General features: G+C 62.4%; 3 protein-coding genes. 2 read left to right on the top strand and 1 reads right to left on the bottom strand.

What is annotated here, in order from left to right; genetic code table 11:
* Together EOS_RS31185 and metG are read left to right on the top strand one after the other, a co-directional pair.
* Positions 1-501: OmpA family protein (locus EOS_RS31185; RefSeq protein WP_047896058.1), on the top strand; the 501-nt coding region annotated here is incomplete at its 5' end.
* A gap of 368 nt (positions 502-869) precedes the next feature.
* Positions 870-3014, top strand: coding sequence for a methionine--tRNA ligase (gene metG, locus EOS_RS31180; RefSeq protein ID WP_047896057.1), 2145 nt, complete (start codon positions 870-872; stop codon positions 3012-3014).
* An 88-nt stretch (positions 3015-3102) separates the two neighbouring features.
* Here metG and EOS_RS31175 read toward each other — a convergent pair whose 3' ends face one another.
* Positions 3103-7176 (bottom strand): translocation/assembly module TamB domain-containing protein, encoded by a 4074-nt coding sequence (locus EOS_RS31175; RefSeq protein ID WP_047896056.1) that lies wholly within the window; start codon positions 7174-7176, stop codon positions 3103-3105.
* Positions 7177-7185 lie beyond the last annotated feature (9 nt).

Here is a 7185-nt window from a genome sequence, read left to right as displayed (position 1 = left end):
GGCGCGGCCATCGGCGCGGGCGTGGGTGCGGCGGCTGGCGGTATCACGGGCTACAACTGGCAGGCCATCAAGGGCAAGCTGACCGGCGCAACGAAGGGCACGGGCACGCAGGTGACGGAACAGCCGGACGGTTCGCTGAAGGTCAACATCCCGAACGCGATCTCCTTCGATACCAACAGCTACGCCATCAAGCCTGGTTTCGCACCGGTGCTCGACCAGGTCACGCAAACGCTGACGCAGCATCCTGAGTTGATCGCTCAAGTGGTGGGTCATACGGATAGCACCGGCCAGCCGGCGTACAACCAGACGCTGTCGCAAAATCGTGCACAAAGCGTGGCATCGTATCTGGCTGGCCACGGTGTGGCGGGTCAGCGTCTGTCGGCGCAAGGCATGGGCCAGACGCAGCCTATTGCTGACAACACCACCGAAGCTGGGCGCGCGCAAAATCGTCGTGTGGAAATCTATCTGCGCGCGACCGCGCAGCCGGGTCAGGTTCAGTAAAACGTTTGATTTACAAGGAGAATGGCAGCTGCGCCGGCGCCGGAGATTCGATTCGTCGCACGAGAAATTCGCGAACACGAAAAATATTTGAAACTTGGCCGCACGGTAAGTGTCTGTCTTAACGGTAGGTGGCTGGCTATGCCGCCACGTGCCATTCTCCTCTTGTCGTTGTTGCTCCGGGGCCGTTAATCGCCCCGGTTTTTTTTCGTCTGGAATTTGGAAGGGGAAGCCCCGGCCAACCCCGACCACCCTCCCCACCGCTTTACCCCCTCCCAGCCCGAGTGCGAACGAGAAACCCCTGCCCTGCTAGAATCGTCATTCGCTTTTTCACGCAATCACTGAATTTTTCAACCGCAGGCCAGCGCCTTATGTCAGCACCCACCTCGTCTACACCCGTCCCCGCAGCGGCGCCAGCCACCTCTGGCCATCGGCGAATTCTAGTCACGTCCGCGCTCCCGTACGCGAACGGTCAGATTCATATCGGCCATATGGTCGAATACATCCAGACCGATATCTGGGTGCGCTCGCTGCGAATGCACGGTCACGAGGTCTACTACGTCGGCGCCGACGATACCCACGGCACCCCCATCATGCTGCGCGCCGAGCAGGAAGGCATCACGCCGAAGCAGTTGATCGAGCGCGTGGGGAAAGAACACAAGCGCGATTTCGACAGCTTCGGCATTTCATTCGACAACTACTATTCCACCGACGCCGAAGAAAACCGCGTGCTGTGCGAATCCATCTACGGTTCGCTGAAAGCAGCCGGGCTGATCGAAGCGCGAGATATTGAACAAGCCTACGATCCGGTCAAGGAAATGTTCCTGCCCGACCGCTTCATCAAGGGCGAATGCCCGAAATGCGGCGCGAAGGATCAATACGGCGACAACTGCGAAGTCTGCGGATCGACGTATCAGCCACTCGATCTCATCAACCCGTATTCGGTGGTGTCGGGCGCAACGCCGGTGCGCAAAACCTCGACGCACTATTTCTTCCGCCTCTCCGATCCGCGCTGCGAAGACTTCCTGCGCGGCTGGGTCAGCGGACTCGCCCAGCCCGAAGCCACCAACAAGATGCGCGAATGGCTCGGCGACAAAGGCGACGCCAAACTCGCCGACTGGGATATCTCGCGCGATTCGCCCTACTTCGGTTTCGAAATCCCCGGCGCGCCGGGCAAGTATTTCTACGTTTGGGTGGACGCCCCGGTCGGCTACTACGCGAGCTTCAAGAATCTGGCGGATGCGCGCGGCCTCGATTTCGAGGAATGGATCCGGCCCGGATCGAAGACCGAGCAGTATCACTTTATCGGCAAGGACATCCTGTATTTCCACACGCTGTTCTGGCCCGCGATGCTGGAGTTTTCCGGCCATCGGACGCCGACGAACGTGTTCGCGCACGGCTTTCTCACCGTCGACGGCGCGAAGATGTCCAAGTCGCGCGGCACCTTCATCACGGCGAAAAGCGTGATCGATACGGGTATCAACCCCGAGTGGCTGCGCTACTACTACGCCGCGAAGCTGAACCACACGATGGAAGACATCGACCTGAATCTCGAAGATTTCCAGGCTCGCGTGAACAGCGATCTGGTCGGCAAGTACGTGAATATCGCGAGCCGGGCGGCGGGCTTCCTGATCAAGCGCTTCGAAGGCCGCGTGCAGGACAGCGCGATGAATCATCCGCTGCTGCTGCAATTGCGGGCGGCCATTGCGCAAATCGCGGCGCTGTACGAGTCGCGCGAATACGGTCGGGCGTTGCGCACGACCATGGATCTCGCCGATACAGTCAACGCTTTCGTCGATACCGCGAAGCCCTGGGATCAGGCCAAGGACGAAACCAACGCCGCCGCGCTGCATGAAACGTGTAGCGTGAGCCTGGAAGCGTTCCGGCTGCTGTCGCTCGCGTTGAAGCCGGTGTTGCCGTTGCTGGCGGAATCGGTGGAAGGGTTCCTGGGAATCGCGCCACTGGTCTGGGCGGATGTTTCCGCGCCGCTCAGTTCTTCGCAGCCGATCAATGCGTACAAGCACTTGATGACGCGCGTCGATCCGAAGCAGATCGAAGCGCTGGTCGCTGCGAACCGCGAATCGGTGGCGCCGGGGCAAACTGCTGCACCGGCTGCGGCGGCCTCTGCTTCCACGTCGAAGAAGGCCGCGAAGGCGAAAGAGCCGGAAGCCGAAGGCGTGATTTCCATCGATGACTTCGCCAAGATCGATCTGCGAATCGCGAAGATTGTGAACTGCACGGCGGTCGAAGGATCGGACAAGCTGCTGCAACTGACGTTGGATGTCGGTGAGGAAAAAACCCGCAACGTGTTCTCCGGGATCAAGTCGGCGTATCAGCCACAGGACCTGATCGGAAAATTCACGGTGATGGTCGCGAATCTCGCTCCGCGCAAGATGAAGTTCGGGCTGTCGGAAGGCATGGTGCTGGCCGCTTCCTCCGAGGATGAAAAAGCCGAACCGGGCTTGTATATTCTCGAACCGCATAGCGGTGCGAAGCCGGGAATGCGCGTGAAGTAAGGTTTTCGGGCGCGTTCAACAGCAAGAAGAAAGGGCCGTTTCAACTCCTGTTGAAACGGCCCTTGTTGCATTTCATGCGCACAACACGCTACTTCCCCTCCGACGGCCCATTCCTTCGCGACCATGAATCGAAGCGCCGCGTATAAAGCAGATCGATGCCCTGGAACGTGCCGCCATACGCCGCCACCGACCAGAAGCGCGAAAAATTAAGCGTCGCTTTGATCGCGTTGCTCGCCGACTGCAAACCCTGCTCATACCCAAGCACGAGGCGTTCATTGATCGCCTTCGAGATCATCACGACTTGCGGATCGGTCAGCCCGACCTCGCTCGTCCCGATAGAAAACTCATCCAGCCCGAACGTCTGCGCGATCCGCTTGCCCTGCGAACTGCCCAGCAACGCCAGCGCATTGGTCATCGCGCTCTGTTGACCAATGTTGTTGCCCTGATCGGTACCATGCCCGAACAGCAGCCACGACAACTTTTCGTTATCTGGCACGTTCGGCTCGGAAATCAGTTTCGCATTCGGCGACTGCACCGTGCCCGTCACCTGCACGCCGGCTTCGACTTCCTGATTGCGCCGCATCGCAAGAATGTTGATGCCGGGATTCGCGACCGGTCCGTTGAACGTGAAAAAGCCGTTCTCGATTCCGAGCTTCCGCCCAAACGCCGTGTACGTGGAACCCGGCGTCACACGCACGTTGCCGATTGCCCGCAACGGCATGTTCGGCGCGCTCATCGCGGTGATCGTGCCGGCCAGGCCAAGATCCGCGCCCGCGCCGCGGAGACGGAATTTCTGGCCGAGATTGATATCGATATTCGCCCGCGGCGCGAACGCGCCCACGGGCTTGTCGCCGGTCGCGACAACCTTCTGATCCTCGCCCTTCACCGTGCCGTCGGGACGCACGATCACGACGTCGTCACCGAGTGACGGCGCCGATTGCTCGGGCAGATCAAACAGCGCGTGATCGACGGTGAACTTGCCCTCTATCGCCATGCCACCCTGTAAACCGGCGTTCGCCACTGACGCGCTACCCGACAACTGCAACTGCCGATCCGGCGATGCAAACAGTTCGAGCTTGTCGGCAATGATGCTCGCCGTCAGATCCGGCTGCTGCTGATCCAGCCGCACCTTGCCGGTCGCGCGCAACGTGCCGCTCGCGCCGTGAAACTCGACCTGCTGCAGATCGACAAGATTCTCCGACAGCGCAATCCGGATCACGCCGTCCTTCAACTGCACACCCTGGTCGATGGCCGTGACCGACAGCGCGTCGCCCGTGAGCATGCCGGATAGCGTCGGTTTCGCAACGATCCCCGCGATGGTCAGCTTCAACCCGAGATGGCCATCGAGCAGATAAGCAGGGCCGAACAGACCGCCGGTCGTGCGCAGCGTTGGAACGTTCGCGTCGATGCCCCCGCTCAGCGGCGCTTCGTCCGCGACGGTGAGCACGCCGTCGCGCGCCACGAGCGTGGTATGGACGTTGGCATCGATCACGCCGATCCGCGTTGCTTGCGCATGCAGCGTCGCGTTGAGCCGGTTGCCGCCAGTGAAGTCGGCGCGCGCGGCAATGTCCGTAATGCCGAGCGCCGCGACGCCGCGGGCGGCGTCGATGGAAACGTCGCCCGAACGCCGCTTCAGTTGCACGTAGCCCGTCGCAGCGGAACCGAGCGCGAAATTCCAGTCGCCATCGAAGACAAGATCGGTCTTGACGGGCGGCGGACCGCCTTCCAGTTCCTGGCGGATTTCGAGCAGTCGCGCTACCGACAGATTCGTCAGCTGGCCGGCCGAACTGATGCGCCCGCTATCGAACGCGAACGATTTCAGGTCGAGCGCGGCGCCTTCCGCCGACAGGCGCGTCGCACCCAGCGCCACATGATTCGGCGCGTAACTCACGGTAAGCGGCGCGTCGAGATTCACGCTCGGCGTGCCCTTATTCGACAAGCGCGTCACCGTGCCGTCCCAATGCGCACCGTCGCGGGCATCGGTCAGGCGGCCGTTCGCGGCCAGCGTCAGGTTGACCGCGTTGCCGCGCACCTTGCCGACGGCGGTAGCGTTAAGCGTATGGTTAGCGCGCGTGCCGTTGAGGTTCGCGTCGAGGCTCGCGAGATCGACGCCGTCCGCGCTGACATCGCGGGCTTGCAGCGTGAAAACGAGCGCGCCGTTCGCGCCGTCGCGAGCTTCCGCCCGGCCCTCTGCATAGCCGACGCGGTTCGCGCCGAACACCACGCTGTCGGCCTGGTAGTTCGCCGCCAGGTTCGGATGCGCGAACGAACCAGTGACATCGCCGTCGGCTTTTATGAGACCCGCCAGGCCGAAACCAAGCCGCTCGAGCTGCGGTGCATTGATACGAAAACGCAAGCGGTCACCCGGCGCGCCGAAGCTGCCGTTGAGATCGACGTCGTTGCCCGCAATCGAAAGCGTCGCCGTGCTCGGCAAGATGCGCGTTCCCGCAACCTGGATCGTGCCTGCGCCGGTGAGCGGCAGGTTGTCGTAGACACTGTCGGCGAGCTTGAACTGCGCCTTGGTCGTAAGCGTTGGCGCGAGTACGCCGCTCGCGGAAAGCGTGCCGTTCACGCGTGCATCGATCGTGCGGGAGGGGGACGCGACCGGCTTCGCTTTGGATCCCTTCGCCTGTGGCGGCTTTGCGACCAGTTGTTCGGTCAGCAGCAACGGATTGAAATCGATGAACTTCGCCTTCAGGTCGTAGCTCGAATGCGTGTCCTTTTGAAGCGCGCCACTCAACTCGATACGGCCCTTCCCCGCGCTCAGTTTCACGCCATCGAATGCGGTTTGCTTAGCGTCCAGCGTGACCTTGCCCTGCACGCGCAACGCCGTTTTCGGGTCGTTGAGATCTAGCGTAATGGTCTGCTTGTCGCCAGCATCACCGGCGAGATGAATGCCGATCGGCCCGGCGAACTGCGTTGGCCGGATGCTCGATTCGATCGCGTTCAGATCGAGTTTCGCGACCTTCAGGTCGAACTGTCCCGCGCCGCCCTTGAGCGTTCCGCCGCCCGTGACGGTTGCTTCCTTCAGCAGGCGCACGTTCAGATCCGAGATGGTTTGCGCCGATGCATCGAGCTTCACGTTCGCGTGGGCATCGATTAAAGGCAGCAACTGCTTGTCGACCGAACCCGGCTTTGCGTTCACGATCGACACGGGCCCCGTCACCACCAGCGCGTTCGGCGTCGCCGGATCGGGCTCCAGTTCGGCCCGCACCGCGAGATCCGCGAACGGCGCGCTCGAGCTGAACGCCTGCGGATTGACGTGATCGACGGTGACAAGCGCGCGCTTGAGCGGCACGTCGCCAAACGGCGCCGCCTCAACATGCGCCTGGCCCTTGAGCTTCAAGCCGCTGGCGTCAATATCGGCGGTCAGGTTTTCCAGCGAACCCGTCAGATGCGCGGCGACCTGCACGGTCTCCCCGCTGAGCTGCCCCGAATAGCCAGCATCGCCCGTGAGCGGGAACGGGCGCGCGCCGCCGTCCAGTTTCAACGCGGCCGTGATCGCGCCGAACGGTGTATCGAGGCGCTGCACAGTCGCTTCGTGATGACGGCCGTCGCTGTGTCCTTCCAGCACGAGCCGCGAGAACTCGGTGGTCGTCGCGCCTTGATGGAGACGCAGTGTGTCGAGCGTGATGTCGCTGATGGCAAGCTGGATCGGCAAGCGCAAATCCGTCGGCAACTGGACCGGGCTGGTGTCTTTCGGCGAGGGCGCAATGCGTGCATCGACCGTGCCGACGTGCAAATAATCGATGCTGAACCGCAACGGCGCGCGCGCGAGTTCCCATCGGCCGGAAACGCTGTCTACGGCAATATCCGTTCCCTTGCCGTCGAGGCTTTTCCAGTGCACGTTGCGCAGTCGCAAGCCGGTCGCGATCGCGCCGCCGTCGAGCGTGCCGCTCAGTTGGCCGCCGAGCAGCGACGTCGCCGCCTGCCAGACGTAACGCGTCCCGCGCTCGCTGTTCAGGGCGTACAGGATCATCGCAACGCCGAGAGCTACGCACAGCAGGAGCACAAGAACGATGCCGCCCAACCATTTGGCGAGACGCCGCCCGCCGCCGCGCCGTGGCTTGGCAGGGGGCGTTCCGTTTTCAGCCGCGCCGCTCCCCCGGCTCTCGGGGGGATCCGGTTGATCTGCGGGCGATTGGCCGTTCTGGACCGTCATGCGTGAAGA

The organism is Caballeronia mineralivorans PML1(12), assembly GCF_001028175.1.
Taxonomy (GTDB): Bacteria; Pseudomonadota; Gammaproteobacteria; order Burkholderiales; family Burkholderiaceae; genus Caballeronia; species Caballeronia mineralivorans.
This window is presented reverse-complemented; position numbering and strand designations above follow the sequence as displayed.

Coding starts and splice junctions, on each gene's coding strand:
- EOS_RS31175 (WP_047896056.1), bottom strand. CDS start 7,176: ATGACGGTCCAGAACGGCCAATCGCCCGCAGATCAACCGGATCCCCCC.
- metG (WP_047896057.1), top strand. CDS start 870: ATGTCAGCACCCACCTCGTCTACACCCGTCCCCGCAGCGGCGCCAGCC.